The 26,739-nt window shown below is 63.2% G+C and carries 22 protein-coding genes and 1 pseudogene; 5 read left to right on the top strand and 18 right to left on the bottom strand.

Annotation, left to right across the window (positions count from 1 at the left end):
* Positions 1 to 88 precede the first annotated feature (88 nt).
* On the top strand, positions 89 to 1,453 hold the full coding sequence (locus M2D63_RS15660) for an APC family permease (protein ID WP_285863848.1): 1,365 nt from the start codon (positions 89 to 91) through the stop codon (positions 1,451 to 1,453).
* 6 nt (positions 1,454 to 1,459) lie between these two features.
* On the opposite strand, the gene M2D63_RS15655 is transcribed toward M2D63_RS15660, so the two are convergent.
* The gene (locus M2D63_RS15655) at positions 1,460 to 2,062 is read right to left on the bottom strand and encodes a DUF2780 domain-containing protein (protein WP_285863847.1); all 603 of its coding nucleotides are present in this window, start codon (positions 2,060 to 2,062) and stop codon (positions 1,460 to 1,462) included.
* 146 nt (positions 2,063 to 2,208) lie between these two features.
* Complete coding sequence (locus M2D63_RS15650; RefSeq protein WP_285863846.1) at positions 2,209 to 2,511, bottom strand: DUF3077 domain-containing protein; 303 nt, start codon at positions 2,509 to 2,511, stop codon at positions 2,209 to 2,211.
* A 491-nt stretch (positions 2,512 to 3,002) separates the two neighbouring features.
* Between M2D63_RS15650 and M2D63_RS15645 the strand changes: the two genes are divergently transcribed.
* Positions 3,003 to 3,458, top strand: coding sequence for an REP-associated tyrosine transposase (locus tag M2D63_RS15645; protein ID WP_285863845.1), 456 nt, complete (start codon positions 3,003 to 3,005; stop codon positions 3,456 to 3,458).
* A gap of 55 nt (positions 3,459 to 3,513) precedes the next feature.
* Here the strand turns inward: M2D63_RS15645 and fdhA are convergent, their stop codons facing one another.
* The 7 genes from fdhA to glyA form a co-directional block, all read right to left on the bottom strand.
* Positions 3,514 to 4,713, bottom strand: coding sequence for a formaldehyde dehydrogenase, glutathione-independent (gene fdhA, locus M2D63_RS15640; protein WP_285863844.1), 1,200 nt, complete (start codon positions 4,711 to 4,713; stop codon positions 3,514 to 3,516).
* Positions 4,714 to 4,851: 138 nt separating this feature from the next.
* Positions 4,852 to 5,709 (bottom strand): formyltetrahydrofolate deformylase, encoded by an 858-nt coding sequence (gene purU / locus M2D63_RS15635; RefSeq protein WP_285863843.1) that lies wholly within the window; start codon positions 5,707 to 5,709, stop codon positions 4,852 to 4,854.
* Positions 5,710 to 5,720: 11 nt separating this feature from the next.
* Complete coding sequence (locus M2D63_RS15630; RefSeq protein WP_285863842.1) at positions 5,721 to 6,353, bottom strand: sarcosine oxidase subunit gamma; 633 nt, start codon at positions 6,351 to 6,353, stop codon at positions 5,721 to 5,723.
* 117 nt (positions 6,354 to 6,470) lie between these two features.
* Positions 6,471 to 9,488, bottom strand: a complete 3,018-nt coding sequence (locus M2D63_RS15625; RefSeq protein ID WP_285863841.1) for a sarcosine oxidase subunit alpha — start codon at positions 9,486 to 9,488, stop codon at positions 6,471 to 6,473.
* The gene (locus tag M2D63_RS15620) at positions 9,485 to 9,814 is read right to left on the bottom strand and encodes a sarcosine oxidase subunit delta (RefSeq protein ID WP_285863840.1); all 330 of its coding nucleotides are present in this window, start codon (positions 9,812 to 9,814) and stop codon (positions 9,485 to 9,487) included. The genes M2D63_RS15625 and M2D63_RS15620 overlap by 4 nt, the downstream gene beginning before the upstream one ends.
* A gap of 14 nt (positions 9,815 to 9,828) precedes the next feature.
* Entirely contained in the window at positions 9,829 to 11,079 is a 1,251-nt protein-coding gene (locus tag M2D63_RS15615) for a sarcosine oxidase subunit beta family protein (RefSeq protein ID WP_285863838.1), read from the bottom strand.
* 20 nt (positions 11,080 to 11,099) lie between these two features.
* On the bottom strand, positions 11,100 to 12,353 hold the full coding sequence (gene glyA / locus M2D63_RS15610; protein ID WP_285863837.1) for a serine hydroxymethyltransferase: 1,254 nt from the start codon (positions 12,351 to 12,353) through the stop codon (positions 11,100 to 11,102).
* A 230-nt stretch (positions 12,354 to 12,583) separates the two neighbouring features.
* Between glyA and M2D63_RS15605 the strand changes: the two genes are divergently transcribed.
* Positions 12,584 to 13,624 (top strand): low specificity L-threonine aldolase, encoded by a 1,041-nt coding sequence (locus M2D63_RS15605; RefSeq protein ID WP_285863836.1) that lies wholly within the window; start codon positions 12,584 to 12,586, stop codon positions 13,622 to 13,624.
* Between the two features lie 93 nt (positions 13,625 to 13,717).
* On the opposite strand, the gene M2D63_RS15600 is transcribed toward M2D63_RS15605, so the two are convergent.
* The 5 genes and pseudogenes from M2D63_RS15600 to M2D63_RS15580 all read right to left on the bottom strand — a co-directional run bounded on the left by M2D63_RS15600 (position 13,718) and on the right by M2D63_RS15580 (position 18,370).
* Positions 13,718 to 14,446, bottom strand: coding sequence for a methyl-accepting chemotaxis protein (locus M2D63_RS15600; RefSeq protein WP_405310252.1), 729 nt, complete (start codon positions 14,444 to 14,446; stop codon positions 13,718 to 13,720).
* Between the two features lie 135 nt (positions 14,447 to 14,581).
* Positions 14,582 to 15,610: pseudogene (locus M2D63_RS15595) on the bottom strand (cache domain-containing protein); the annotation flags it as partial.
* Positions 15,611 to 15,811: 201 nt separating this feature from the next.
* Positions 15,812 to 16,114, bottom strand: a complete 303-nt coding sequence (locus tag M2D63_RS15590) for a cell division protein ZapA (protein WP_285863834.1) — start codon at positions 16,112 to 16,114, stop codon at positions 15,812 to 15,814.
* The gene (locus M2D63_RS15585; protein WP_285863833.1) at positions 16,111 to 16,341 is read right to left on the bottom strand and encodes a hypothetical protein; all 231 of its coding nucleotides are present in this window, start codon (positions 16,339 to 16,341) and stop codon (positions 16,111 to 16,113) included. Before M2D63_RS15585 ends, M2D63_RS15590 begins: the two co-directional genes overlap by 4 nt.
* Positions 16,342 to 16,567: 226 nt before the next feature.
* The gene (locus M2D63_RS15580; protein ID WP_285863832.1) at positions 16,568 to 18,370 is read right to left on the bottom strand and encodes an NAD(P)/FAD-dependent oxidoreductase; all 1,803 of its coding nucleotides are present in this window, start codon (positions 18,368 to 18,370) and stop codon (positions 16,568 to 16,570) included.
* Between the two features lie 166 nt (positions 18,371 to 18,536).
* Here M2D63_RS15580 and M2D63_RS15575 point away from each other — a divergent pair, with 166 nt between their 5' ends.
* Complete coding sequence (locus M2D63_RS15575; protein ID WP_285863831.1) at positions 18,537 to 19,457, top strand: nitrilase-related carbon-nitrogen hydrolase; 921 nt, start codon at positions 18,537 to 18,539, stop codon at positions 19,455 to 19,457.
* Here the strand turns inward: M2D63_RS15575 and gbcB are convergent.
* Entirely contained in the window at positions 19,378 to 20,475 is a 1,098-nt protein-coding gene (gene gbcB, locus M2D63_RS15570; RefSeq protein WP_285863830.1) for a glycine-betaine demethylase subunit GbcB, read from the bottom strand. The genes M2D63_RS15575 and gbcB overlap by 80 nt on opposite strands.
* A 285-nt stretch (positions 20,476 to 20,760) precedes the next feature.
* Here gbcB and gbcA point away from each other — a divergent pair, with 285 nt between their 5' ends.
* On the top strand, positions 20,761 to 22,053 hold the full coding sequence (gbcA, locus tag M2D63_RS15565; RefSeq protein ID WP_285863829.1) for a glycine-betaine demethylase subunit GbcA: 1,293 nt from the start codon (positions 20,761 to 20,763) through the stop codon (positions 22,051 to 22,053).
* Positions 22,054 to 22,698: 645 nt separating this feature from the next.
* Here the strand turns inward: gbcA and M2D63_RS15560 are convergent.
* Genes M2D63_RS15560 through dgcB form a run of 3 tightly spaced genes read right to left on the bottom strand, consistent with a single transcriptional unit; the run spans position 22,699 to position 26,657 of the window.
* The gene (locus tag M2D63_RS15560; RefSeq protein ID WP_285863828.1) at positions 22,699 to 23,469 is read right to left on the bottom strand and encodes an electron transfer flavoprotein subunit beta; all 771 of its coding nucleotides are present in this window, start codon (positions 23,467 to 23,469) and stop codon (positions 22,699 to 22,701) included.
* 15 nt (positions 23,470 to 23,484) lie between these two features.
* The gene (locus M2D63_RS15555) at positions 23,485 to 24,708 is read right to left on the bottom strand and encodes an electron transfer flavoprotein subunit alpha/FixB family protein (RefSeq protein ID WP_285863827.1); all 1,224 of its coding nucleotides are present in this window, start codon (positions 24,706 to 24,708) and stop codon (positions 23,485 to 23,487) included.
* Positions 24,708 to 26,657 carry a dimethylglycine demethylation protein DgcB gene (dgcB, locus tag M2D63_RS15550; protein ID WP_285863826.1) on the bottom strand — a complete coding sequence of 650 codons (1,950 nt, stop codon included), beginning with the start codon at positions 26,655 to 26,657 and terminating at the stop codon, positions 24,708 to 24,710. Before dgcB ends, M2D63_RS15555 begins: the two co-directional genes overlap by 1 nt.
* Between the last annotated feature and the right edge of the window lie 82 nt (positions 26,658 to 26,739).

Raw genomic sequence — 26,739 nt, 5'->3', positions numbered from 1 at the left:
CAAGATAAGGGAATCTTCTTTGCTATTGGCCATTTAACTGGATAAAAATCGATCAGCAAACAACTACAAAAATAGCCAGGATCGATCAATGGCCAAGCCATCCAGCCCTGCTGCCCAGGCAGCCCCCACTCAACTGCGCCGCGTCCTCGGGCTCCCTGCCCTGGTGTTCTTCGGCCTGGTATACATGGTTCCGCTGACCATCTTCACCACCTACGGCATCGTTACCGAACTGACCGGCGGACGCACCGCCGGGGCCTATCTGGTCACCCTGCTGGCCATGCTGTTCACCGCCACTTCCTACAGCTTCATGGTCCGGCGCTTTCCGGTGGCAGGCTCGGCCTATTCCTATACCAACCTGGCCTTCGGGCCGAACATCGGCTTTCTTGCCGGCTGGTCGCTGCTGCTCGACTACCTGTTCATCCCGATGATCAACTACCTGCTCATCGGCCTGTTCCTGAACATCGCCTTCCCGAGCATTCCGGTCTGGACCCTGGTCCTGGGCTCGATCGCCCTGGTCACGCTGCTCAACGTGATCGGCATCCACTCGGTCGCCAAGGCCAGCAACCTGATCGTCGGCGCGCAGATCGTCTTTATCGGTGTATTCGTCGCGCTGTCGTGCAAGACCCTGGGCACTGGTCAGCCGGTCGACCTGCTCTCGCCGCTGCTGGGCGATGGCAGCAAGCCTGGCTTCAGCCATTTGATGGCAGGTGCCGCGGTGCTGTGCCTGTCGTTCCTGGGCTTCGATGCGGTATCGACCCTGGCCGAGGAAACCCGAAACCCGCAGCGCGATGTGCCGCGGGCGATCATCCTCACCACCCTCGGCGCCGGCCTGCTGTTCACCCTGCTCGCCTATATCAGCCAGCTGGTGCTGCCGGGGAGTCATTTCGAAAACACCGACGCCGCGGCCAACGAGGTGATGTTCAAGACGGGCGGCCAGTTCCTGGCCAACTTCTTCACCGCCGCCTTCGTCGCCGGCAGCCTCGGCTCGGCCCTCGCCTCGCAGGCGGCGGTGTCGCGGATTCTCTACACCATGGGCCGCGACCAGGTCCTGCCGCAACGCTGGTTCGGCAACCTGTCGCCGCGCTTCGGCACGCCGGTCACGGCGACCCTGGTGGTGTCGGCATTTTCCCTGCTGGCGCTGGTCATTGACCTCGCCACCCTCGCCTCGCTGATCAGCTTTGGCGCACTGGTGGCCTTCTCCGCGGTGAATCTGGCGGTAATTCGCACCCACCTGTTCAACCAGAGCGAGCAGCGTAACCTGACCGACATGCTGCGCTACGGCCTGATCCCGCTGGTGGGCCTGGGGCTGACCCTGTGGTTGTGGACCAGCCTGTCGCCCCTGACCCTGAGCATCGGCCTTGCCTGGTTCGGCCTTGGCCTGGCCTACCTGCTGGTGCTCACCGCAGGCTTGCGTCGCCCGGTGCGGATGGTCAACTTCTCCGAAGCGGGCTGAACGGCCTTACACCGAAGGTGGGGCGGTCAAGGTGGCCGGGGTGGTTGGGGTGGTCGGGACGAGCGGAGTGGTCCACAGGCTGCCCAGGTTCTGCAACAGCGAAGCGGTAACGCCCTGCTGGCCGAGGTACTGCAGCAGCAGCGGAGCGAACATGCCGATCATGCCGGTGTCCATCCCCAGGGCACTGAAGGCGTTGCTCAAGTCGTTGGTGTTCTTGACGTTGTTGCCCAGGGCATTGCTCAAGGCCGAGGAACTGCCGCCCTCGCCCAGCAGAGCGCCCAGGCCGCTCAAGGCACCCAGGGCATTTTCGCCGGCCAGCAGGTCCAGGCCCGGCACGGCCTTGCTCAGTTCCTGGTAGTCACCGCTACTGAGCTGGTTGCGGGCCAGGCCCAGCAAGGCGCCAGTACCGCCGATGGCCTGTTCCGGGGTGATCTTCAGCTCGCTGCCGAGGGTGTTGAGCAGGTTCGCCGACGCGGCGGGCGCCTGCACCGCAGCGCCGTCCTTGTTGCCCTGCATGGTGGCAACGGCATTGGCCGCATCACTGAGGTTGAAGGCGAACACCGGGCTGGCGGCCAGGGTCATCAGGGTGAGCAGTGCGAAACGTTTCATTCGAGGACCTCGTCGGCCGTAAAAGGCGGGGAAACGAGGGATTGGACTGTGCGGGCGGGGGAATGTTCCGTGCCTTATCGCGGGGCAAGCCCGCTCCCACCGGCAATGTATACACCCGGTGGGAGCGGGCTTGCCCCGCGATGCTGTCAAAGCGGAGCTAACTGTCGGTTCTCCAGAGCATCGAGCAAAGACTCAACCAACCCCTTGGCCATCTCCACCGAATGCAGGGTAGACCAGAGAAACCCCTTGGCCGACTCGTCGACACCGTCGAATGATTTGTGTGCAGTGTCGTAGGCGCAACGCAGGTACAGGGATATGTGTACCAGCGCGTCATGAGGGGCGATGCCGGCGTTCACCGAGAAGAGTTGAGGGTGGCCAGCGGCGCAGTCGCCAAAGGGTTTATCACAAGTGGGGAATAGCGTTGGAGGATCTGGAACGAGCTTTTTCATGGCAACTCCACATGCAGTTGAGCTACACCCGATCGTTTCCACACGAATGGTGACAGCTGTACGCAGGGTGGAAAACCGGGGCATGTGGCAAACCCGGCAGACCCGAAGGTCTCCCGCGCACAGCTGCCATAACGACAGCGGCCACAATGCATTGCTCGGGTTTCCACACCCGATCGCTGTACCGACAGCGACCCGAGGAGCCTAGAAGGACTGGTTTCCTGGGGCAAGCATTGGGGTATCGACAGACTGCGTAGGGTATTTCCTAGGACCAAATTTAACCAGCCTGGAAATATCCAGAACTAACTCCCCCCCTCCGGTGGGAGCGGGCTTGCCCCGCGATCGCGGTTTGTCTGCCACATCGCATCGCGGGGCAAGCCCGCTCCTACCGGGGGAGTCAGTTGTTCCAGGCGGCAACATCAAGAACCAATCCAGCGCAGTACTGCCACCGCTCGACATCTACCTTGAGTATTCATCGTTCAAGGAGCCAAGACATGGACAGCCCCGCCTCCCACCGCCTGCGTCGCGGTCGATTTTCCGAGCCCGGCCGCCTTTACCTGCTGACCAGTATCACTCGTGACCGAGTACCAATCTTCGAGAGTTTCCAGGCCGCACGCTGCATCCCGCACCAGTTTCGCCAGGCGCAACTCGAAGGTGCCGCACGTACCTTGGCTTGGGTGGTTATGCCGGATCATGTGCACTGGCTGGTCGAGTTGCAGCAAGGCTCACTGGCCTGTCTGATGCGTCGATTCAAATCTCGCAGCCGTTGCGCGTTGTTCAAGCTGGGCAAACTGCAGGGTCGACTGTGGCAGCCTGGGTACCATGACCATGCCTTGCGACGGGAAGAAAATGTGCGCACGGTAGCGCGCTACGTGGTGGCCAACCCGCTGAGGGCCGGGCTGGTGAAGCGGCTGGGGGACTATCCGCATTGGGATGCGGTGTGGCTTTGAAAGCATCACGGGGCAAGCCCGCTCCCGGTGGGAGCGGGCTTGCCCCGCGATAGCCTTAGGCGGCGCTGAACAGCTTGTGCGGATCGATGACGAATTTCTTCGGCACACCGGCATCGAACTCACCGTAGCCTTCCGGCGCCTGGTCCAGGCTGATCACCTGCACACCCACCACTTCGGCGATGTTGATGCGGTCCCACATGATCGCCTGCATCAGCTGGCGGTTGTACTTCATCACCGGGGTCTGGCCGGTATGGAAGCTGTGCGACTTGGCCCAGCCGAGACCAAAGCGGATGCTCAGGCTGCCGATCTTCGCCGCGGCATCCACCGCGCCCGGGTCTTCAGTGACGTACAGGCCGGGAATACCGATCTTGCCGGCAACGCGCACCACGCCCATCAGCGAGTTGAGCACGGTGGCCGGGGCTTCGTGCTGGACGCCGGCATGGCCGTGGCCACGGGCTTCGAAGCCCACGGCGTCGACCGCGCAGTCCACTTCGGGCTCGCCCAGCAGGTTGGCGATCTGCTCGTGCAGCGGGGTGTCCTGGGACAGGTCGACGATCTCGAAACCCTGGGCCTTGGCGTGGGCCAGGCGCACCGGGTTGACGTCACCGACGATCACCACCGCTGCGCCCAGCAGGCGCGCCGAGGCAGCAGCGGCCAGGCCCACGGGACCGGCACCGGCGATGTATACCGAGCTGCCAGGGCCGACGCCCGCGGTAACGGCACCGTGGTAACCGGTCGGCAAGATGTCGGAGAGGCAGGTCAGGTCGCGGATCTTCTCCATGGCCTTGTCGCGGTTCGGCAGTTTCAGCAGGTTGAAATCGGCATAGGGCACCAGCACGTATTCGGCCTGGCCACCGGTCCAGTCGCCCATGTCGACGTAGCCGTAGGCGCCACCGGCACGGGCCGGGTTGACGGTCAGGCAGACGCCGGTGTGCATCTCTTTGCAGGAGCGGCAGCGGCCGCAGGCGACGTTGAACGGTACCGAGACCAGGTCGCCGATCTGCAGGTTCTCGACGTCACGGCCCTTCTCGATCACCTCACCGGTGATCTCATGGCCCAGCACCAGACCGACCTGGGCGGTGGTGCGGCCGCGCACCATGTGCTGGTCGGAGCCACAGATGTTGGTGGAGACCACCCGCAAGATCACCCCGTGCTCGATCTTCTTGCCACGCGGATCCTGCATTTTCGGGTAGTCAATTTTCTGCACCTCGACCTTGCCGGCGCCGAGATACACCACACCACGATTACCAGACATGCTTTTACCTCGCTGATTGTTTTTATGTAGCGGTGCAAAGTGCGCTGCCCGGGGGCGGCGCTGTGTTACTGGAATCTGTTGTTGAGCTTGAGGGCCTTATCGCGGGGCAAGCCCGCTCCTACACCGCGATGGCGCCCGTCAGAGCACGACCGTCCGATTGGCGTTCAAAAACACCCGCCGCTCGATGTGATACCCCACCGCCCGCGCCAGGGTCAGGCACTCGATGTCGCGCCCCTTGGCAATCAGGTCTTCGGGATAGTGACTGTGGTCCACCGACTCGACGCCCTGGGCAATGATCGGCCCTTCGTCGAGATCGTTGTTGATGTAGTGGGCCGTGGCGCCCACCAGTTTCACGCCTTTGTTGTAGGCCTGGTGGTAAGGCTTGGCACCTTTGAAGCCCGGCAGCAGGGAGTGGTGGATGTTGATCGCCCAGCCGTCGAGCTTGCGGCACAGCTCCGGCGACAGCACCTGCATGTAGCGGGCAAGGATCACCAGCTCGGCACCGGACTCCTCGATCACCTTCAGCACCTTGCGCTCCTGCGCCGGCTTGTCGTGCGGATCGAGGGCGAAGTGGTAGTAGGGAATGCGGTGCCACTGGGCCAGGGGCTCAAGGTCCGGGTGGTTGGAAATCACCGCCACCACATCCATGCCCAACTGCCCGATACGCTGGCGGTAGAGCAGGTCGTTGAGGCAGTGATCGGCCTTGGAGACCATGATCACCACCTTGGGCCGATGATTGGGCGCGGTCAGTTCGAACAGCATGCCGAAGGCATCGCTGCGCTCGGCCAGGCCCGCGCGGAAGCTGGCTTCGTCGAACCCGTCGGGCTGGCGAAACTCCACGCGGATGAAAAAGCGCCCGGACAAGCGGTCATCGAACGAGTGATGCTCGGTGACATAGCACTGCTGCTCGTACAGGTAGCGCGTCACCACATCCACCGTGCCGAGCAGGCTCGGGCAGTCGGCGGTAAGAATCCAGGTGTCCGGTGCTCGGCTCATGACAACCCTCCCTAGGCTTCGATGCTCAGACCGTATTCGGCTGCTGCGTCCTGCAGCCACAGCCACCAGTAGTCGGAGAAACTACGGCGGATCAACAACTCCCAGGTTTCCTCGCCGGTACGGCGGATCACCAGTTGCGACTTGGCGAATACCGTGCCCACGGCCTTGCCGACCGGGAAGTTGTTCGGGTGTACATCATAGCTGGTGGATTTCATCAGCACGTCGCGCACATTCGGGCCGCTCAGTTCCAGCAGGGTCTGCCCGCCGCTGACGTTGACCACCTGGATGTGCTGGCCGTCGAGGGCATCGCGCAGCTTCTGCTCGATGGCGAATTCCTGGCCGCCCGGCACGATCAGCAGCCACTCATCCGGGCCCAGCCACTGCAGCGACATGTCGCCGTTGGCGACCACGGTGAGGGCCACCGGCAGCTCCAGGCCCAGGGCCTTGAACACGCCACCGGCGAAGGCCGGATCGCGACCGTCGCCACGCAGGGTCAGGTGACCGAGGAACTTGTGCTCGCGCAGGGTCACCCCGGCGTTCTTGCGGCCCTTGCCGACCAGGCTGGGCAGGTCGGCGTGATGCAGTGGCGACTCGGCCTTGGCGTCGTTGCCGGGGCGTTGCTGGTAAACGTTGATTGTGCTCATTACACACCTGCCTTGAATTCTATGGACCCTGAACCAACTGTGTAGGAGCGGGCTTGCCCCGCGATTCGATGTCGGCTGCACCGCCGCTATCGCGGGGCAAGCCCGCTCCCACAGCGGTCAAACGTTCTGCCGGTCGCCCTTCGGATCGAAGAACACCGAGGAGCAGATCTCCGCCTCGATCACGCTGCCATCGGCCTGGGGCGAGTAGACCCGCTCGCCGATGCGCTTGAGCCCGCCCTTGACCACACCCATGGCGAAGGAATAGCCCAGGGAGTTGCTGGCATAGCTGGAGGTGACGTGGCCGACCATGTCCATCGGGATCGCCTGTTTCGGGTCGAACACCAGTTGCGCGCCTTCCGGCAGCCACTGGGTAGGATCGACCGGCTTGAGGCCGACCAGTTGCTTGCGGTTTTCACGCACGCAGTCTTCACGGTTCATGCCGCGCCAGCCGATCCACGAGAACGGCTTGGTCCGGCCCACGCACCAGCCCATGTTGAGGTCGTCCGGGGTCATCGAGCCGTCGGTGTCCTGGCCGACGATGATGAAGCCCTTCTCGGCCCGCAGCACGTGCATGGTCTCGGTGCCATACGGGGTCAGGTTGTACTGCTTGCCAGCCTCGGCGATCTTCTCCAGCACGCCCATGGCGTAGTTGGCCTGGATGTTGACCTCATAGGACAGCTCGCCGGTGAAGGAGATGCGGAACACCCGCGCCGGCACGCCGCCGACCAGGCCTTCCTTCCAGGTCATGAACGGGAAGGCGTCCTTGTCCAGGTCGATGTCGGTCACTTCGCTGAGCAGCTTGCGGCTGTTGGGGCCCGACAGGGTCAGGGTCGCCCAGTGGTCGGTAACCGAGGTGAAGTACACCTTCAGCTCCGGCCATTCGGTCTGCTGGTAGATCTCCAGCCACTGCAGCACGCGGGCCGCGCCGCCGGTGGTGGTGGTCATGATGAAGTGGTTGTCGCCGACGCAGGCGGTCACGCCATCGTCGAAGACCATGCCGTCTTCCTTGCACATCAGGCCGTAGCGGGCCTTGCCCACGTCCAGTTTGGTCCAGGCGTTGGTGTAGATGCGGTTGAGGAACTCGCGGGCATCGGGGCCCTGGATGTCGATCTTGCCCAGGGTCGAGGCATCGAGCAGACCAACGCTGTCACGCACGGCCTTGCACTCGCGGGCCACGGCGGCGTGGATGTCTTCGCCGTTGCGCGGGAAGTACCACGGCCGTTTCCACTGGCCGACGTCCTCGAACTCGGCGCCGTTCTTCAGGTGCCAGGCATGCAGCGCGGTGAAGCGCACCGGTTCGAACAGGTGACCGCAGTGCCGGCCCGCCACGGCGCCGAAGGTGATCGGCGTGTAGTTGGGACGGAACATGGTGGTGCCCATTTCCGGAATAGTGATGCCCATAGAGCGTGCAGCAATCGCCAGGCCGTTGATGTTGCCCAGCTTGCCCTGGTCGGTACCGAAGCCCAGGGCGGTGTAGCGCTTGACGTGCTCGACCGACTCGAAGCCTTCGCGGGTGGCCAGTTCGATGGCCGCTGCGGTGACGTCGTTCTGCTGGTCGACGAACTGCTTCGGCGCCCGTGCGGTGTTCTTGTCGTGGGGCACCTGGAACAGGGCCACGGTAGCTTCCTCATGACGTGCCAGGACTTTCGGCAGGGTGCCTTGCACTGCCTTGAAGCCTGCTTCGGTAGCCGCGCGCACGCCGCCTTCGAAGCCGTCGGCCAGGGTGTCGCCGAGGGCGAACACGCCATTGATGCCACCAACGCACACGCGTTTTTGCGGGGCGTCGCCCGGTACGAAGCCGAGGATGTCTTCACGCCAGATCGGCTTGCCGCCCAGGTGCGAGGCCAGGTGCACCACCGGGCTGTAGCCACCGGAGGAGGCAACCAGGTCGCACTCCAGCCATTCGCCGGGGCTGGTGACCTTGTGCGCCTTGACGTCGATGGCGGCGACACGGGCAGCGGTCACATGCTTGCTGCCACGGGACTCGATCACCGCGCTGGAGGTGAGGATGCGGATACCTTTGGCCCGCGCCTCCTCCACCAGCGAACCGCGCGGATTGTGGCGGGCGTCGGCGATGGCGACCACTTTCAGGCCGGCGTCGTGCCAGTCCAGGGCCACGCGGTAGGCATGGTCGTTGTTGGTCGACAGCACCAGGTTGCGGCCCGGCGCCACGCCATAGCGACGCACGTAGGTGGAGACCGCACCGGCGAGCATGTTGCCCGGCACATCGTTGTTGCCGTACACCAGCGGACGCTCGTGGGCGCCGGTGGCCAGCACCACGCGCTTGGCGCGAACCCGGTGCATGCGCTGACGCACCTGGCCGATCGGCGCGCGATCGCCCAGATGGTCGGTCAGACGCTCATGAATGGTGAGGAAGTTGTGGTCGTGGTAGCCGTTGACCGTGGCCCGTGGCAGCAGGGTCACTTCACGCATGCCCTTGAGCTCGGCAACTACACCGGCGACCCAGTCGGCGGCCGGTTTGCCGTCGAGGGTTTCGCGGCTGTCGAGCAGGCTGCCGCCGAACTCTTCCTGCTCGTCGGCGAGGATCACCCGCGCACCGCTGCGGCCAGCAGCCAGTGCCGCGGCCAGGCCGGCAGGGCCGGCGCCGACCACCAGCACGTCGCAGTGCTGGTTCATGTAGTCGTAGGTGTCCGGATCGTTTTCCAGCGGCGAGCGACCCAGGCCCGCGGCCTTGCGGATGTACTTCTCGTAGGTCATCCAGAACGACTGCGGGTACATGAAGGTCTTGTAGTAGAAACCCGGTGGCATCAGCTTGCCGCCGACCTTGCCGAGGATCCCCATGACGTCGTTGTTCACGTTCGGCCAGCCGTTGGTGCTGGTGGCCACCAGGCCGGCGTACAGGGCCTGCTGGGTGGCGCGCACGTTGGGCACCTGGGTGGCTTCGGTGGCGCCGATCTGCAGGATTGCATTGGGCTCTTCGGAACCCGCGGCAATAATCCCGCGCGGACGCGAGTACTTGAAGCTGCGCCCGACGATGTCCACGCCGTTGGCCAGCAACGCGGCGGCCAGGGTGTCACCGGCGTAGCCCTGGTAGGTCTGGCCGTTGAAGGTGAAGTTCAAGACCTTGCTGCGATCGATGCGACCGCCATTGGACAGGCGATAGACCTGGCTCATACCTTTTCTCCCTGACCACTGACTGCCAACTGCGGGCTGGTGCTTTTGCCGGTCACTTGCGGCTTGGCGCCAATCGGATAGGTTTCCAGAATCTCGTAGGTCACCGTGTCGCGCGTGGCGTTGAAATACTGGCGGCAGCCGGCGGCGTGAATCCACAACTCGTGGTGCAGGCCGCGAGGGTTGTCGCGGAAGAACATGTAGGTGCCCCACTCCTCGTCGGAGCAGGCGTTGGGGTCCAGCGGCCGCGGAATATGCGCCTGGCCTGCGGCGTGGAACTCCTCTTCGGAGCGCATCTCGCCGCAGTGGGGACAGAAGATATGCAACATGGGAAATTCTCCTGTTAGTGGGCGACAGCGGCGGCGCCGTGTTCGTCGATCAGTGCACCGTTGTAGAAACGGTCGATGGAAAAGGGTTTGGCCAGCGGGTGCATTTCGCCCTTGGCCAGACTGGCGGCAAAGACGTTGCCCGAGCCCGGAGTGGCCTTGAAGCCGCCGGTGCCCCAGCCGCAGTTGAAGAACATGTTCTTCACCGGCGTCTTGGAGATGATCGGGCACGCGTCCGGGGTGGTGTCGACGATGCCGCCCCACTGGCGGTTCATGCGCACCCGGGAGAGGATCGGGAACATCTCGACGATGGCCTGCAGGGTGTGTTCGATCACCGGGTACGAGCCGCGCTGGCCGTAGCCGACCCAGCCGTCGATGCCGGCGCCGATGACCAGGTCGCCCTTGTCCGACTGACTGATGTAGCCGTGCACGGCGTTGGACATGATCACGCTGTCGATGATCGGCTTGAGCGGCTCGGACACCAGCGCCTGCAGCGGGTGCGATTCGATCGGCAGGCGGAAGCCCGCGAGCCGAGCCATGTGCCCGGAGTTACCGGCGGTGACCACGCCGACGCGCTTGGCGCCGATGAAGCCCTTGTTGGTCTCCACGCCGATGACCACGCCGTTTTCCTTGCGAAAGCCGATCACTTCGGTCTGCTGGATCAGGTCCACGCCCAGGGCGTCGGCGGCGCGGGCAAAGCCCCAGGCCACGGCGTCGTGACGGGCCACGCCACCGCGACGTTGCACGGTGGCGCCGATGATCGGGTAGCGGGTGTTCTTCGAGCAGTCCAGGTACGGAATTTCTTCGGCCACCTGCTGGGCATTGAGCAGTTCGCCATCCACGCCGTTGAGGCGGTTGGCGCTGACCCGGCGCTCGGAATCGCGCATGTCCTGCAGGGTGTGGCAGAGGTTGTAGACACCGCGCTGGGAGAACATCACGTTGTAGTTGATGTCCTGGGACAGGCCTTCCCAGAGCTTCATGGCGTGCTCATAGAGGTGCGCCGACTCGTCCCACAGGTAGTTGGAACGCACGATGGTGGTGTTGCGCGCGGTGTTGCCGCCGCCCAGCCAGCCTTTCTCGACCACGGCAACGTTGGTGATGCCGTGTTCCTTGGCCAGGTAGTAGGCGGTCGCCAGGCCGTGCCCGCCACCGCCGACGATGACCACGTCGTAGACCTTTTTCGGCGTTGGCGTGCGCCACATGCGCTGCCAGTTCTCGTGGTGGCTGAGCGAGTGTTTGAAGAGGCCGAAGCCTGAGTAACGTTGCATAGTCTTCACTCCTGAACCACTCAGCGATAAACCGGGAAATCTGCACAGAGTGCCGACACGTTCTTCGCGACATCGGCCTCGACATCGGCATCGCCGAGGTTGTCGAGGATGTCGCAGATCCAGCCGGCCAGCTCCACGCACTGGGCAACCTTGAAGCCGCGGGTGGTCACCGCCGGGGTACCGATGCGCAGGCCCGAGGTGACGAACGGCGACTGCGGGTCGTTCGGCACGGCGTTCTTGTTCACGGTGATATGGGCGCGGCCCAGGGCGGCGTCGGCGTCCTTGCCGGTCAGGCCCTGGCGAATCAGGCTGACCAGGAACAGGTGGTTGTCGGTGCCGCCGGAGACCACGTCGTAGCCGCGCTCGACGAAGACCTGGGCCATGGCCTGGGCGTTGTCGATCACCTGCTGTTGATACGCCTTGAAGCCCGGCTCCAGCGCCTCCTTGAAGCACACCGCCTTGGCGGCGATCACATGCATCAGCGGGCCGCCCTGGGCGCCGGGGAACACCGCGGCGTTGAGCTTCTTCTCGATTTCTTCGTTGCTGCGCGCCAGGATCAGGCCGCCACGCGGACCGCGCAGGGTCTTGTGGGTGGTGGTGGTGACCACGTCGGCGTAGGGCAGCGGATTGGGGTACAGGCCCGCGGCAACCAGGCCGGCAACGTGGGCCATGTCGACGAACAGGTAGGCACCGACCTTTTCGGCGATCTGACGGAAACGTGGGAAATCGAGGGTTTTCGAGTAGGCCGAGAACCCGGCGACGATCATCTTCGGCTTGTGCTCGACCGCCAGGCGCTCGACCTCGTCGTAGTCGATCAGGCCGGTGACGGTGTCGATACCGTACTGCACGGCGTTGTAGAGCTTGCCCGAGGACGACACCTTGGCGCCGTGGGTCAGGTGACCGCCATGGGCCAGGCTCATGCCCAGGATCGTGTCGCCGGCCTGCAGCAGGGCCAGGTACACGGCGCTGTTGGCCGAGGAGCCGGAGTGCGGCTGGACGTTGGCATAGTCGGCGCCGAACAAGGCTTTGGCGCGATCGATGGCCAGTTGCTCGACTTTATCCACATGCTCGCAACCGCCGTAGTAGCGCTTGCTCGGATAGCCTTCGGCGTATTTGTTGGTCAGGCCGCTGCCCTGGGCCTGCATCACGCGCTTGCTGGTGTAGTTCTCCGAGGCGATCAGCTCGATGTGATCTTCCTGGCGTTGCTCTTCGGCATTGATCGCCGCCAGCAGTGCATCGTCGTAACCCTGGATCTGGTCTTGCTTGCTGAACATCGCAGTTTCTCCCGGCAGCGGCATCGGTTCTTGTCGGGCAAATGCCCTTTTGCAGCGATGGTATGACCGTCGCAGACAGCCCAGATGCCTACGGGCGCCACGCAAAGGTGCGTTTACGACATGGAGACGCATCGCGGGGCAAGCCCGCTCCCACCCGCCTGTGGGAGCGGGCTTGCCCCGCGATGCTTTGCTGATAGAGTGCTGTTCTGCGTCGTTCACAGGACAGTGTCATGCCAGATAAAAGCCAGCAATTCGCCAGCGACAACTACTCAGGTATCTGCCCGGAAGCCTGGGCCGCCATGGAAAAAGCCAACCAGGGTCACGAGCGCGCCTACGGCGACGACCAGTGGACGGCCCGAGCCGCCGAGTATTTCCGCCAACTGTTCGAAACCGACTGCGAGGTGTTCTTCGCTTTCAACGGCACCGCGGCCAACTCCCTGGCGCTGTCGTCCCTGTGCCAGAGCTACCACAGCGTGATCTGCTCGGAGACCGCCCACGTCGAGACCGACGAATGCGGCGCCCCGGAGTTCTTCTCCAACGGCTCCAAACTGCTTATTGCCCGCACCGAAGCCGGCAAGCTGACCCCGGAGGCGATCCGCGAAGTGGCCCTCAAGCGCCAGGACATCCACTACCCCAAGCCGCGGGTGGTGACCATCACCCAGGCCACCGAGGTGGGCAGTGTCTACCGCCCCGACGAGCTCAAGGCGATCAGCGCCACCTGCAAGGAACTGGGCCTGAACCTGCACATGGACGGCGCCCGCTTCAGTAACGCCTGCGCGTTCCTGGGCTGCTCGCCGGCCGAGCTGTCCTGGAAGGCCGGGGTCGATGTGCTGTGCTTTGGCGGTACCAAGAACGGCATGGCCGTGGGTGAGGCGATCCTGTTCTTCAACCGCAAGCTGGCCGAAGACTTCGACTACCGCTGCAAGCAGGCGGGCCAGCTGGCGTCGAAAATGCGCTTTCTCTCCGCGCCCTGGGTCGGCCTGCTCGAAGGCGACGCCTGGCTCAAGTACGGCGCCCACGCCAACCGTTGCGCACAGCTGCTCAGCGAACTGGTGAGTGATGTACCGGGGGTCGAACTGATGTTCCCGGTGGAAGCCAACGGGGTGTTCCTGCAGATGTCGGAGCCGGCCCTGGAAATCTTGCGCAACAAGGGCTGGCGCTTCTACACCTTTATCGGTAGCGGTGGTGCGCGCTTCATGTGCTCCTGGGATACCGACGAAGCGCGGGTGCGCGAACTGGCGGCGGACATCCGCGCCGCCATGGGCGCCTGATACTGTAGGAGCGGGCTTGCCCCGCGATGGCGATGTATCTGTCACACCGCAATCGCGGGGCAAGCCCGCTCCCACAAAGGCAGTTGCGCCTGCCTAGAGCCTGAACCCACCCATCTGCCGCGCCAGGTCATCGGCCAAGCGGCGCAAGGCCTGGCAATCCTGCCGGCAGCCCTGCACTTCGGCCGCGGTCTGCCGCGCCAGGTCGGAAATCCCCTGCACGTTGCGGTTGATTTCCTCGGTCACTGCCGACTGCTCTTCAGTCGCCGTCGCCACCTGCAGGTTCATGTCGCTGATGTGCTCCACCTGCCCGGTGATGGTGGTCAGGGACGCCCCCGTACGCTGGCTCGACTCGACCCCCGTGCCGGTCGCCGCCTGTCCGGCATGCATCGACGCCACGGCCGTGCCGGCGCCCTGCTTGAGGCGCTGGATCATCTGCTGGATCTCGTCGGTAGACACCTGGGTGCGCTGGGCCAGGGTGCGCACTTCATCGGCCACCACGGCAAAGCCACGGCCCATCTCGCCCGCCCGCGCCGCCTCGATGGCGGCGTTCAGCGCCAGCAGGTTAGTCTGTTCGGAAATACTGCGAATCACTGCAAGCACTTCGTCGATCGAGGCCACTTCTTCGGCCAGCTGGCTGACCGCCCCTGCCGCCTGACCGATCTCGCCGGACATGCCTTCGATATGGGCAATGGAGCGTTGCACCACATCGCGGGCCTGCAGGGCTTCGCTGCGCGCCGTCTGTGAGGCATGGGCGGCATTGCCGGCGTTTTGCGCGATCTCCTGCACGGTCAGGCCCATCTCATGCACGGCGGTGGCGACCATCTCGGTCATTTCCTGCTGCCTGAGCGAACGATCGGCGGTGTTGTCCACCACTTCGCTCACCTGGCCGACCGCCTCATGCAAGCGCCCGGTGGTGCGCAACACGTCGCCGATCAAGGCGCGCTGGCTGTCGACAAAGCCATTGAACCCCCGGGCCAGGTCACCCAGTTCATCGGCGCGTGAGGCATCCAGACGCTGGGTCAGGTCGCCGCCGCCATTGCCGATCGCCATCAAGGCGCCGGTGACCCGGCGAATCGGCCGGACGATGCCCCGCGCCAGCAGCACCACCAGCAGCAACGACACCAGCGCCACCGCCGCACCAATCAGGCTGGTCAGCCATAGCGTTTCACGCACCGGCGCATAGATCTGCGATTCCGGCACCTCGGCCACCAGGCTCCAGTTCAGGTCGCGCAGCGGCAGGCTCAGGGCCAGGTAGCCCTCGCCGTCGCGCTCGAAACGACTGCTGTGCACGCCCTGTTCACGGCTCAGTGCAACCTGCGCCGCCTGCTCGCCGATCTGCTCGGCAAGGGTGCGTTTGCCACTGAACTGCTGCTCGGGATGGACCTGGATCAAGCCGTCGCCCCGCACCAAAAATACCCGGCCGCGCTCACCGAAACTGAAGTTGTGGATCAGGGCCGACAGTTCGGTCATGCGCAGGCCAAGCCCGGCGACGCCCACCAGTTTCCCGGCCTTTTCCATCCGAAAGTCGATGAACAGCGCCAGCTCGCCGGTACTGCCGTCGGTGTCGATGTTCAGGATGCGCTGATCACCGCTGTCGATGAACGAGTAGAACCACGTGTCCGCCGCATTGCTGCGGCTCAAGGTGCGGTCCAGGCCCTTCTCGTTGTAGTAGTGGTTGCTGTCGGTGGCTGCGAGCACCGTGGTAAATGCCTGGTTCTTCTGCCGGACGGCTTCCAGGTATTCGACGAATTGTGGCGTCTGGGCGACGTCTTCCCCCGCCGCCAGCCAGTCACGCAACAGCGTGTTGTTGGCAATGTCGGCCGCGGCCGTCAGCGGGCGGGTCAGCATCCGCTCGATGTCGTTACGAATTGCCTCAATGCTCGCCGGCAAGGCGGTGTCGACCAGGTAACGTTCGGTCAGGCGATTGACCGCCACCGAATAGATCCCGACCACGATGAGAACGCTCACCAGCAGGGCTGCGCCCATGCTTGCGATCAATTGCCACTGGATACTGCGCCGCCAGAACTGCATGGACTTCCCCTGGGTAAATAAGCCTTGTACTGCAATACATCGGCCAATTGTATACAAGCTGGAATACAATAGTTCCATTGACCCACGGCAATGCCGCCCACTGCCACGACGGCAGTGAGCGAGCAAAAGGAGAGACCAGGTTTTGGCGCAGGACGATCAGCTGTTGCTGATGGTCCGGGCAATGACATCGACCGTGGCGTTGACTTGCTCTTGGTAACGGTCGAGGGCCTGCTGGTGCTGCTGTTGCAGTTCGATCTGCTTGGAGCACAGGTTGAGGGCTGCCAGGACCAGCAGCTTGTCACCGATCAGGGTCGGGTATTTACGCTTGGTTTCGGCCAGCGATGTGTTGAGCATCTGCACGGCCTGCGCCAGGGCCTGTTCCTGGCCTTCGGGGGCCTTGATCGAATAGTCGCTGCCAAGGATCGACACGACATTGATCGGCTGTGCTGAAGTTCTCATGCGTTGACGGCACCGACGCTGGCGCGCTCGACCAGGGCCTGGATACGTGCGGCGGTGGCGCCCTGCTTCTCTTCGTGTTCCATCAGCGCCAGCTGCAGGCTTTCGTTTTCATCCTTGGCCTGGGCCAGTTCAGCGTTGATCTGCGCGTTGCGCTCGGCCAGTTCCTGATTCTTCTGTACCAGGTCGCTGACCAGTTGTTCCAGTTGACTGAGGGAAGTTTCCAACATGATTGCCTTCTCGGGGGTTTTCAGGGGGCGCACACGATAAAGAAAACTCCGCGTGGTCGCCAGGGATATCGGATCTAGACACATCGGCCTGGTGTTGATTGACCCACTGACACCCGACCGGTTCCCCTCTGATGACTGCCGCTGGTCAGGGAAAAGCAGGCAGGCTCACCTTTCTTTCTTCGTTCACCCCCGTCTTTTCCCGACCGCCAGGCATGACCGCCCTGATTCAACCCTCCAATGCCCTCGGCTTGAGACGATACCATTGCGATACAGGGCCACCCGCGGGGGAGAAGCCGTTGGAGAATTTGGTCGCCAGCTTGTCCACGGCGTTCAACGCCGTGGTTACCGCGCCCTCCGCCCAGCCGCCAGTCCAGGAAACATCATCCCCGGCCAGGATAAAACCATCCATGGGAACACCATTGCCGCCCTCGTAGAACTGGCTGAACAGCTGCCGCTGGTTTTCGTACTGTCCCGGCAGGTTCATCTTGAAGGCGCCCAGATACAAGGGTTCCTCCTCCCAGTTGATCTCCACGAAAGGATCGACGCCTACAAAGTGCGAAGCCAGGTCCAGGCCCGGGTAGACCTTGTCGAGCAGCGCCGTGCAAAGTTCGCCATGGCGCACGACCGGGCGATCGCCGAGAAATTTCAGACTGTCGTTGTTCCAGGTGTAGGAAAGGAACATGCCACTGCCTCTGTAACCTCCTGTGCTTCGGCTGTAATCGACCAGGTAGGTGCCCCGGGTCAGGCGGTCGGAGAGCGTGATACTCATCAATTGTTTGCCATCGTCACCGCGCTGATGCCAGAAAGGCGTGCGGGTCTCGGCGAAAATCTTCGCCGATTGCATGTAGTGGCAGTACATCACTGCCTCCCACTGCTTCTGGCTCAACAATGACTGGCTGGCCTCGAGCCCCTCGACACCGTTCGTGTAGCGAAACTTATCGAGGATCCGGACATGCGGGGTATACACAACCGCAGCGTAGTCGCTACGAACGTCCGTCCCGCCATCAAAGTCGTGGAACACCACATCGAATCGGCCATCTCCCCGACGACTGATCAACCTGACTTCCTGACGCAGGGGGTCACGTCCAGGCAATGCACGACGACTCAACAGTTCTACAGTCTCGGTAGCCGACCAGAACACCTGTTCATCACCGAAATCGGCAGCGGGTCGCGACCATAGGCGCATGGGCAATTGGTCAGCGCCATCGCGCATTAACAGGTGATTGATATCCAACCCGGTGTACAAAACCCGCAGTACTTCCAGGAAGCAGTTGGGGAAGTCTGTATTCCAGCCCCCTGTGCCAAAGCCGATCTGTCCGAATACATTGATGTCAGCCGCTGACCAGCGCGCCTGCTCGACCATGGCGGCATGGAAACTGAGGTTGTTCCAACCCTCGCTGAGAATGTTGTCCCATATCTGCTTGATCAACGCTTGATCGATTGAACCCGCCGACATGGCATTTTCCATCTCGCTGAAACGGATGGGCTGCTGTTCAAGAAATTCGCCAAAGAATCTGTCTTCAATATCCTTGAACCGCGGTGGCCGTGGAAACTTCCCTTCGTCACCTTCGAAATAGTATTTTAAACCTTCGAAGTCCACGACCGTACTAACGGCTGCCGAACTTCCTGGATTCGGAAACTCCTCACTATTATCAAGCATCCCCACTTTACGAAAATAGTGCATCAAGGCTTTTCCTGAAACAGGAAAGCGCATGGCGCCACGCTCATAAGGTACAGAACTATTTACCGGTTGCGAAAACAGCCTGCCACCGATACGCCCACTCGCATCCACCACGACCGGGTGCAACCCCATGCGCATGATCTCATAGGCCGCAACCAGGCCAGCGGCACCAGCACCTACTACTAGCACCTGCGTTCCTCTGTGTTGCGTATTGACCGTTCCGAGCGGTTGCGCGGCCCTGCCCGCCAGATAAGCACCATAATCAAATGGAAAGTCTGGAATAAGCGCACTCACATCTTTATCCATGACGTGTTTGGCAAGGCGTATACGAGACGGAATTGAAGACATATGACACTCTCCGCTAGTTAGACTTACGGAAAGAGCATAGTGCCAGGAAGATTGGATATTTATATCGAATTGAAATCTGAGTTCAGTTTCTTGAACTAGCAAAAGTGCTAGTTGACGCTCGCGTTCAACAGAGCATTCATTAATGCTCTTTACAGGAGATAGACTCATGACCAGCACATCACTGCCTTTACGTATCGCCTGTGCCCAGATCGCCCCCAGGGTGGGTGAAGTGGACTACAACCGCCAACTGTGCAACACAGCCATTGTCCAGGCCGCGCAACAGGGCGCAGAACTGGTGGTACTGCCGGAACTGGCGCAATGCGGCTATGCCTTCCATGACCGTGATGAAGCCCTGGCGTCGGCAGAGGGTCTGTACGACCAGACGGTACTGGGCTGGTTCGAGTTGGCTCGTCAACACGACATTATCGTTGTCGGCGGGCTCTGCGAACGCCTGTCAGCCGTCGAAGTGGCCAACAGCGCCGTGCTGGTCGATCCTCGGGGCTGGCTGACCTGTTACCGCAAGGCGCACCTGTGGGACCGGGAAAATCTCATCTTCACCCCAGGCGACCAGCCTCCCCCCATTGTACGTACTGCCAAAGGCCGCATCGGCCTGATGATCTGCTACGACCTGGAACTCCCCGAATGGGTTCGCCTGGCGGCACTGGGCGGCGCGCAGTTACTCTGTGCGCCAGCCAACTGGCCAGACCTGGGCCGCCCGCAAGGTGAGCGACCTGCCGAGATCGTGAGAGTCCAGGCCGACGCGGCAGTCAATCGAATGTTCATCGCGGCCTGTGATCGCCACGGCCATGAACGGGGGATCGACTGGGTGGGCGGATCGACCATCGTCGACGCCGATGGTTTCCCCCTGGCCGGCGCCAGCAGCCTGCCAGAAGCACAGTTGCTGGTGACCGACATCGATCTCGCCGAAGCCGACGACAAGTGGATCAGTGACCACAACCATGTACTCCAGGACCGCCGTCCGGCACTCTACGGCGATCTTTGCAGCACTAGTATTCGATCCGCACATCCCCCTTCGGAACACTGCAGCACGACAGGATATAACCCTCAGCCACGTCATCGTCAGTGATGCCGCCGTTGTGCTCCATCTCCACCTCGCCGCCCAGCTTGAGCACCTTGCAGGTGCCGCAGATACCCATGCCACAGGCCTTGGGGATCATCAGGCCGAGCTTGGCCGCCGCCGCATGCACGGTCTCGCCGGGGGCCACGCGGATGCTCTTGCCGGCAGCGGTGAACTCGACCTGGTGCAGGTCGCTGACATCCACCTCGGCGGCTTCGGCAGCCTGCTCGGCATGCTCCACCGCATCGGCCTTGACCTCGGCCGGGGTCGCGCCGAACGACTCCTCATGATAGCGACGCATGTCATAGCCGCTGGCTTCCAGCAGGCGCTTGACCGCGTGCATGTAAGGGGTCGGCCCGCAGCAGAAGATCTCTCGCTCCAGGTAGTCCGGGGCGATCAGCTCCATCAGCTTCTGGTTCAGGTAGCCGCGATAGCCGGCCCAGGGCTCGCCCAGGCCATGCTTCTCGCAAATGATGTGCAGGCTGAAGTTGTCGATCCGCGAGGCCATGTGCTCCAGCTCGCGGCGATAGATGATGTCTTTCGGCGAGCGGGCGCTGTGCACGAAGACCATGTCGACATTGCCGTTGGTGTCGTAGAACCAGCGGGCCATGGACATCACCGGGGTGATGCCGACACCGCCGCTGAGGTACAGCACCTTGGGGCTGGGGAAGTCGATGGCGTTGAACAGCCCGACCGGCCCGTGCACCGCCAGCTCCTGGCCTTCGTGCAGGGTGTCGTGCAGCCAGTTGGAGACCTTGCCGCCCGGCACCCGCTTGATGGTCACCGAGAAGCTGTAGGGCACCGACGGCGAACTGGAAATGGTGTACGAGCGCATGATCGGCTCGCCGTCGATCTCCAGCTCCAGGGTCACGAACTGCCCAGGCTTGAAGAAGAACATGATCGGCTGGTCGGCCATGAAACAGAAGGTGCGCACATCCCAGGTTTCCTGGATCACCTTGACGCAACGGACGATGTGGCGGCCGTTGGCCCAGGTCTGGGTGCTGACCGGATTGAGGAAGTTGGACATGCTCGTCTCCACGGCCGACTGCGGCCTGATGCCTGCGATTCTGCTCAAGCTGCGCAGCGGACACATACCTATCCGCGACATCGACGTGCTTATCGCGACCAGCCCCCTGCCACAAGGGCTGGCGCGTCGGAAACGGATCTTTTCATGTCGCCCATGGATATGGTTCGCGGCGCCTTCGAACGCACACTCCATCGCAAATGATCCTGCTGTAATCAGCCTTGCGTCGCCATAACAACGATTAGCCACTTTCACCGGTCACACGCACCGGCCATGAGGACCAACACGATGGACGTCACCGCAACTTTGAGTCTGGGCGATCCACTGGAACCTGCGCGCAAGGCGACAGCCGAGATGCTGCAGAGCCGCGAGCGCACCTTCTCGCTGCCACAGCCGTTCTACACCGACGAGCGCCTGTTCCAGATCGACATGGAAGAGATCTTCCAGAAGGAATGGCTGATTGCCGGGATGACCTGTGAGATCCCGGCCAAGGGCAACTTCCTCACCCTGCAGATCGGCAAGAACCCGATCCTGGTGGTGCGCGGCGCCGAGGGCCAGGTGCATGCCTTCCATAACGTCTGCCGCCACCGCGGCTCACGCCTGTGCACCAGCGACAAGGGCAAGGTGGCCAAGCTGGTCTGCCATTACCACCAGTGGACCTACGAGCTCGACGGCCGCCTGCTGTTCGCCGGTACCGAAATGGGCGCCGACTTCGACATGAAGCAATACGGCCTCAAGCCGGTGAACGTGAAGACCGCCGGTGGCTACATCTTCGTCAGCCTGGCGGAGAATCCTCCAGCGATCGATGACTTCCTCGCCACCCTGGCTCACTACATGGAGCCCTACGACATGGAGAACACCAAGGTGGCGGTACAGACCACCTTGATGGAAAAGGCCAACTGGAAGCTGGTGCTGGAAAACAATCGCGAGTGCTACCACTGCAGCGGTTCGCACCCGGAGCTGTTGAAAACCCTGCTGGAGTGGGACGACGTTACCGACCCACGGGCCGACCAGGCGTTCAAGGACCACGTCGCCGCCTCCGCTGCGGCCTGGGATGCCGAGAAGATTCCGTACGCCCACGCCAGCTTCGGCCTGCGTAACCGTATCGTGCGCATGCCGCTGCTCAAGGGCACGGTGTCCATGACCCTGGACGGCAAGCAGGGCTGCCAGAAGCTCATGGGCCGGATCAAGAACCCAGACCTGGGCTCGATGCGCATCCTGCACCTGCCGCACTCGTGGAACCACTGCATGGGCGATCACATGATCGTCTTCACCGTGTGGCCGATCAGCGCCCAGGAAACCATGGTCACCACCAAGTGGCTGGTGCACAAGGATGCGGTCGAAGGCGTGGACTACGACCCAGAGCGCATGCGCCAGGTGTGGGACGCCACCAACGACCAGGACCGTCGCCTGGCCGAAGAGAACCAGCGCGGCATCAACTCCACGGCTTACCAGCCTGGGCCTTACTCCAAGACCTATGAGTTCGGCGTGGTGAACTTCGTCGACTGGTACAGCGATCGCATGCTGAACAACCTGGGTGCGGCGCCTGCGCCTTACCTCAAGGGTGTGGCTGCGCAATAGTAGTGATCCCATCGCGGGGCAAGCCCGCTCCTACAGTCTTGTAGGAGCGGGCTTGCCCCGCGATGAGGCCAGCACTGCCTGTACAAATTCTGACCACCCCCCGCAATCCCCCGCCCCTCCTGGCCCGCGCCACACAGCAAACACTTTATCCACAGGACAACCCACAGCGAATGTGGGCAAGTCATTGATATTCCCCCTAAAATATTTTGATCATTATTTGATCAATCGGCTTGAGGCCACGTATCCCGCGGCCTACAGCCGAGCGCGAACACCTTATCAACAAAGACGCCAACAGACTCTGTGTGCAAAACTCAGGGAAGTGGAAAAGTGCTGTGGATAATGCCCTGAGCGCCAGGAGTGGCGGGGATAGACAGCTGTAAACCCGGCATTTGACTATTATTTGATCAATTGGCTGCAGCCCTTGTGAATCAGGGCGTACAGCCATGGGCAAACATATTATCCACAGAGCGGCCAACAGCCATTGTGGGCAATATCAATCAGGTCGGGGGAAGAATAACCAGGAAAATCCGCAACTTAGGCTGATCATTTTTTGACCATAACGCCAGAGGGCACGCCATGCGTGCCCTCCAGCCATACACAAACACTTTATCCACAGATCGGCCAACAGAGATTGTGGGCAATCCCTCAGCGCAGCACGCCCTCTTCCACCAGCAACTTGAGGATGGCTTCGGCACCGGCCTGCGGGCTGACGTCCTTGAGCACTTGCCCACCGCCGCCACTGGCCTTGGCGGTGGCGGCTTTCATGCGGTCGGCGCCGCTCTTGGCCTTGATCACCTTGAGGCGCTTGGGCCGTGGTTTGGCCGGCTGCAGTTCGGCGCTTGTGAATAACCCGTCTTCGACGATTTCCACCTTGCGCGCCGCCAGCACGCCCCGCCGCGCCGGGCCAAAAGCGCTCTGGCGCGGCTTGGGCGCGGCGTTATCCACAGTGGCCAGCAACGGCAGGCGCACCTTGAGCCGACGCCGCTGGCCCCGTGGCAGGGCCTGCAGCACCTGGGCGACGCCGTTGCCAATGGATTCCACCTCGGCAAGGCCCACTACCAGCGGCCAACCCAGGCGCTCGGCCAGGAGGAAAGGCAGCATGCCGGAGCCTTCGCCGGTTTCCGCCTGGCTGCCGGTCAGCACCAACTGTGCACCGGCATCGCGCAAGTAGTCGCCGAGTACACCCAGGGCATCGGCGCCCCGTGGCTGTTCAAGCACGTCGATGCTGTCCAGGCCCATGCCCAGGTAGGCGCGCAGGGCCGGCTCCTGGGGGTCGCCGGCATGCAGCACCTGCAAGTTATCCCCAGCCAGCTGCAGGCCCAGCTCCACCGCGCGGGCGTCCTGTTCGGCACGCCGGGTGCGCCCGGAGCTGGGGTGGGCACCGATCGAAACCAGACTGATGACCTTGGTGTTCATAGTTGTTCCCTGCCCTTAAGCCGCGTCGCGCTTGGCGTCGTTGCGATAGTTTTCCACAGCCTCGATCAGCGCCTGCAGGATCGCCGCGCTGTCGCCGATGACCGACAGGTCGGCACGTTTGATCATGTCGCAGCCAGGGTCCATGTTGATCGCCACCACCTTGTCGCAGGCACCGATGCCCTGCAGGTGCTGGATCGCCCCGGAGATACCCACAGCCACGTAGACCCGCGCCGTGACCCAGGTACCGGTGGCACCGACCTGGCGGTTGCGTGGCATGAAGCCGTCGTCCACCGCCACCCGCGAAGCCCCTTCGGTAGCGCCCAGGGCCACGGTGGCGCGGTGGAACAAATCCCAGTCCTTGACCCCGTTGCCGCCCGAGACGATGAACTCGGCTTCGGCCATGGCAATGGACGCCGGGTCCACGGCCACCGGGCCAAGGTCTTCGATGCGCGGCAAGCTGCGTGCCACGCTTGTGGATAACTGCTCGGGCAAGGCTTCGTGACGGGTCTCGCTGACCGGTTCGGCACATTCGGCAGCGGCCAGGATCAGGCGCGGCAGACCGCGAATCAGGTCCTGCTGGCCAGCACCGGCACGGCCGCTGCACTGCCCGTCCTTGACCTGCCAGACTCGCGTAGCCGGGCGCTCATTGATCGCCGCGGCAAAGCGCCGGCCCAGCTCGCCACCACCGGTGCGACTGTCGGGCAGCAGCCAGTGACGGGGACTGAACTGGTTATCCACAGCGCGCAGGCCCTGCACCAGTTGCTCCGGTGCATAACCGTCGAATTCGTCGCCCTCGATGACCAACAAGCGATCGACGCCGGCTGTGGAAAAGTTGCTTTCCTTGTGTTCGCCGAACACTACCGCCAGCACCGCACCATCGCTGCCGGCCAGGCTGTGGGCAAGTCCCAGCAGGTCGCGATCGTGGCTGCCCAGGCGGCCACCGACCATATCCGGGACCACGGCGATGTAGAACGCCGGCGTCGGCACCTGGTGCAGCGGCAACTGCACGGCAACGGCAGCTGTACGCTTGTTGCTGGTGCCCTGCTGGGCGCCGCTGCGGTCGATGCGCTTGATACCGTTGGGGCCGATGAAGCCGACCCCGTGCGGGTTCTTGCGGATGATGCCGTTGGGGCCCATCCAGCTGTGCTGCTGGCCCTGCTGCATGGCCGCGTGCAAGGGGTGCAGGCGGTTGCGGGCGATCCACTCGGCGCGCGGATCACGGCGAATAATGTCGCTCATCAGTGCACCTCCGCAGGTTTACGCTTTGCTGGCGTCGACTTGTTCGCCGGCGCTTGTTCTTCGAGCAGGGCATCGGCCACCAGCTCGGCCAGGTCCTTGATCAGCGGCCGGGGCTCGACCACCCCTTCGAGCATCGCCGTGCACTGTGGACAACCCACGGCCACCAGCTCGGCAGCGGTCTCGCGGATATCGTCCATGCGCATGTCGGGAATCCGCTGCTTGCCCGGGATATCGGTGATCGGCGCACCGCCGCCACCGCCGCAGCAGCGCGAACGGAAGCCCGAACGCTGCATCTCCTTGATCTCGATGCCCAGGGCGCGCAGCACATCGCGCGGCGCTTCGTACTCACCGTTGTAGCGGCCCAGGTAGCACGGATCGTGATAGGTCACGCTGCCGCCCTTGTGCTGGCCGAGGTTGAGCCTGCCGGCACCGATCAGTTCGGCAATGTAGGTGCTGTGGTGCTGCACCAGGTAGTCGCCGCCGAAGGCGCCGTATTCGTTCTTGAGCACATGGAAGCTGTGCGGATCGCAGGTGACGATACGCTTGAAGCTGTACTTGGCCATGGTCTGGATATTGCGCCGGGCCAGTTGCTGGAAGGTCGCCTCGTCACCCAGGCGTCGGGCCACGTCGCCGCTGTCGCGCTCTTCCAGGCCGAGCACGGCGAAGTCCACTTGTGCGGCCTTGAGCACTTTGACGAAGGCGCGCAGGGTACGCTGGTTGCGCATGTCGAAGGCGCCGTCGCCGACCCAGAACAGCACTTCGGCGGTCTTGGTGTCGCCAAGCACGTTCAGGTTCAGGTCCGCCGCCCAGTTCATCCGTCCGCCCGGGGCGAAACCGCCGGGGTTGTCGGTGGCGATCAGGTTGTCCAGGACTTCGGCGCCCTTGTTCGGCGTCGCGCCTTTTTCCAGGGTCAGGTGACGGCGCATGTCGACGATGGCATCGACGTGCTCGATCATCATCGGGCACTCCTCCACGCAGGCGCGGCAGGTGGTGCACGACCACAGGGTTTCGGCATCGACCAGGCCGTTGACGATCGGCTGATGCGGGTTGCCGCCGTGTTCACCGACTGGTTTGCCCGGATACGGGCTGCCGGCGAACTTGGCATCGGTGCCGCCGGCGAGGCCCACGACCATGTCCTGGATGAGCTTTTTCGGGTTCAGCGGTTGCCCGGCGGCAAAGGCCGGGCAGGCGGCTTCGCATTTGCCGCACTGCACGCAGGCGTCGAAGCCGAGCAACTGGTTCCAGGTGAAATCCTTGGGCTTTTCCACCCCCAGCAGCGCCTCGGGATCTTCCAGATCCAGGGGTTTGAGGCCGGTGGAGCGACCGCCGCCAAAGCGTTCGGCACGGCGGTGCCAGGCCAGGTGCAAGGCACCGGCGAAGGCGTGCTTCATCGGCCCGCCCCAGGTCATGCCGAAGAACAGCTCGGACACACCCCAGAGCACGCCAACCCCGAGCAAGGCGACCAGCAGCCAGCCACCGAAGCCTTCCGGCAGGATGCCGGCGACCGGCAAGGTGGCGATGAAGAAACTCGCGGCGAACACCAGCAGGCTTTTCGGCAGGCGCATCCACGGGCCTTTGGACAGGCGCGAGGGCGGGTTGAGCCGGCGCTTGTAGACGAACAGGGCACCGCTGAACATCAGCACCGTGGCGAACAGCAAGGCATAGCCCAGGATCTGGTTATGCAGGCCGAAACCATGCACCAGGATCGCCAGTACTGCGGCCAGGACGAAACCGCCCGCCGTGGCGACGTGGGTGTTGGCCATGTATTTGTCACGGGCGACCACATGGTGCAGGTCGACCATGTAGCGCCGCGGCATGGCCAGCAGGCCGCCGAGCAGGTCGACCTTGGACGGCCGACCCTGGCGCCACATCCGCACGCGCCGCAAGGCGCCGAGGACCGCCAGGCCCAGGGCGGCGAACAGCAGGATGGGTAGAAGGGTGTTCAACATGGGAAGCTCCCACAGCAATCGCGCTTTGGAAATGACACTGTGGGAGCGGGTTTACCCCGCGATAGCCATGTAGCTGACACAC

The organism is Pseudomonas sp. BJa5 (genome assembly GCF_030272875.2).
Classification (GTDB): Bacteria; Pseudomonadota; Gammaproteobacteria; order Pseudomonadales; family Pseudomonadaceae; genus Aquipseudomonas.
The sequence above is the reverse complement of the archived record's forward strand: the minus strand, read 5'-3'. Positions and strand labels throughout refer to the sequence as shown.